Origin of the sequence: 'Vigna radiata' phytoplasma (assembly GCF_030586915.1) — a bacterium.
Taxonomy (GTDB): domain Bacteria; phylum Bacillota_I; class Bacilli_A; order Acholeplasmatales; family Acholeplasmataceae; genus Phytoplasma; species Phytoplasma australasiaticum.
The window spans coordinates 1-2501 of record NZ_JAOSIS010000044.1 but is presented as its reverse complement, the minus strand read 5'-3'; the positions used below and the strand labels follow the sequence as shown (position 1 = coordinate 2501).

Sequence of the window (2501 nt, the reverse complement as noted above, 5' to 3'; positions counted from 1 at the left end):
TCAAAGACCGCAGTAATATTAAAACAACCATCTATCCTAAGAAAAAAAACAAAAAAAGATCAACTAAGAAAGTTGATCTTGAATATAATTAACAGATTTTATTAATTGTAATACTTTTGAGGTGCAGCGCGAAATCCCAGAAATGGTTAGAATTCTAAATAAATGATTATTTTAGTTAATAATTTTATTAATAAAATTGTATAATAGTGATAATTATTTTATTTAATTATCACTATTATTAAGAAAGGTTATTCTAATAATTAATAAATCAAATTTTTTTCAAAAAAATGGTTTTTTATATTCCTTCTTATCGTTTTCGGACTTGTTTTTTGTTATTTCTGGTTTCAAAATCAAAAAGAAAAAACCCTAGTATCTTCACCAGAATCATTATCTTCTGAAGTGCTCCCGAATCTTCCTAGACCAAAACGTTCTGTGAAAAAGCAACCCATCCCTAAAATTAAAACAACTGCGGCTCGTTTAGAACAAATGAAAAAATATCTTTTTTCCGAACCTATTAATCCTACTTTATTACCAACTGATTTATCAGAACGAGAACAAGAAGAAATCGATAAACTTAAAAATAGTTGGGGATTGGATTTAGGTTATTTAAATGAAAAAAAGATGAAATTAACAAATATCAAAATAAATGTGATGAATACCAATCGCAATTAAATTCTATTTCTCCACAAATAATATCTTTTTAACAACAAAAATTAGCATTAGAAAAACAACTAGAAAAAAACGACCAGAAGTTGATAGATTCAAAATTGATAGAAAAGTTAACGAAAATAAAATCGATAAACTCCGAAATGAAATTTTAAAAATAGTTGGTAAAATTGACGAAATCAAAATTCAAATTGGTAAATTAGAAGCAACCCAAAGAAAATATTAAGATATGTTAATTCATGCTGAAAAAGCCAAAAAAGAGTCAGAAGAAACATATGAAATTTTCGAAAAACAATATAAAAATTTAATTTATTCTCAATTAAACGAACTCTACGAAATCACCTCAGCTGAGGGATAAATAAAAAAAGGAGTTATATTATTTATGTTTAAATTAAACAAACAATTATCATTATTTAATATTATTTTATTTATTTTTTTAGGATTTTTATTCGTTGTAAATAATTACAAAGTTATGGCAATGAAAAATGACAAAAATAAATCTTTTTCAGAAGTAAAAGACGAAGAAATATTATTTTCGAATGATTCAGAAGTAAATATTGATAAAATTTATGCCTTACATGAAGTAGGACATGCCATAGTTGCTTATGAATTAGGTCAAAGACATTCTCTTATTGATATTGCAAGGATAAATTTAGACAAACAACAAGAAAACCTTATTGCAGGGACTACTACATTTCAAGCAGATGATGATCATTTTAGTTTGTTGGATCAATTAGCTTTCTATTTTGGAGGTATAGAAGCAGAAAAAACAACTAATGAACCTTTAGAACAAATTAAATATAGATTCCAACACGACGAAAAAGAAATAAAAATAATATTAAAAAAAATTATTCAAAATAAATTATTTTTAGATTTATACTCAAATGCCAATTCTATAGAAGAACAAAAAAATATATTAAAAAATATTGCTCAAAAAATGGCAGAGGAAGTTATAATAAAATATAGAAATTATTTATGTATTATTGCTGAAGAGTTATTACAAAAAAAAGAATGTCAAGTTTTGAATTTAAAAAAATCATAAACACATTAATTAATGATGAACAAGAAATAAATCAAGAAGAAATAAATCAAGAATTCAAGGTTCAAAAAAAATCTAAATCGATTTGTAACTGTATTTTTTTATAAAATATATAAAAAGAAATAAATATTTTTTATAACCCCAAAAAGACCCTTTCGAGGGGTCTTTTTTATTTAACTATCACTTATCAAATAGCCAGACTCTTTAAACAAGAGTCTTTTTTTTATTTCTATTAATAATAAATAAATATCTTTATTAACTAAAAACAGGAGGTCCTTAAAAATGTCAAAAATAACCAAAAATTCCTTTCTTTAAATATTAATTTATAACATTATTCATGATTATTTTTAATTTTATTCCTCTCATCTGCGCTAATACAAATTCTTATTTTCATCGTCAAAATAAATCAGATATCAAATTAGCCGATTACGAGACTATCCGAAAAGAATAGCTATCCTATCAACCCAAAATGAAAAAATATGATTTTTATGTTTTATTCAAAGAAAGTATCCCCGAAATCTTAAAATATTTCAACATTGAAACTTCTACTTATGGTTTGGATAACCCTGCCTACAATCCTTATGCCGAAAATTTCTTCTGCTTGGAACTCAAAAATCCTCATGCAGGATTAATCTGTGCTTTTTTTAAAAGCCAAACAAAACCCTTTTAAGAAGAAATATCCTCGAGATGACTATGAATACACCCTAGAAGACCTTTTAAAATATGAAATTGCGATTGAAGAAGCTTGGGTCTTTTTGGGATGCTTGCGCTGCACCTCAAAAGTATTACAATTAAT

Annotated in this window: 4 protein-coding genes and 1 pseudogene; all 5 read left to right on the top strand. The window is 25.2% G+C overall.

Annotated features, from left to right (window positions below):
- The first annotated feature begins 399 nt into the window (after positions 1-399).
- Positions 400-672 (top strand): hypothetical protein, encoded by a 273-nt coding sequence (locus tag OC710_RS02635; protein ID WP_004994597.1) that lies wholly within the window; start codon positions 400-402, stop codon positions 670-672.
- Between the two features lie 223 nt (positions 673-895).
- On the top strand, positions 896-1024 hold the full coding sequence (locus OC710_RS02630; protein WP_275040461.1) for a hypothetical protein: 129 nt from the start codon (positions 896-898) through the stop codon (positions 1022-1024).
- A gap of 24 nt (positions 1025-1048) precedes the next feature.
- The gene (locus OC710_RS02625; RefSeq protein WP_304513470.1) at positions 1049-1708 is read left to right on the top strand and encodes an SVM family protein; all 660 of its coding nucleotides are present in this window, start codon (positions 1049-1051) and stop codon (positions 1706-1708) included.
- Entirely contained in the window at positions 1678-1812 is a 135-nt protein-coding gene (locus OC710_RS02620) for a hypothetical protein (protein WP_304515007.1), read from the top strand. Before OC710_RS02625 ends, OC710_RS02620 begins: the two co-directional genes overlap by 31 nt.
- Before the next feature lie 230 nt (positions 1813-2042).
- Positions 2043-2501 (top strand): annotated as a pseudogene (locus tag OC710_RS02615) (hypothetical protein); the annotation flags it as partial.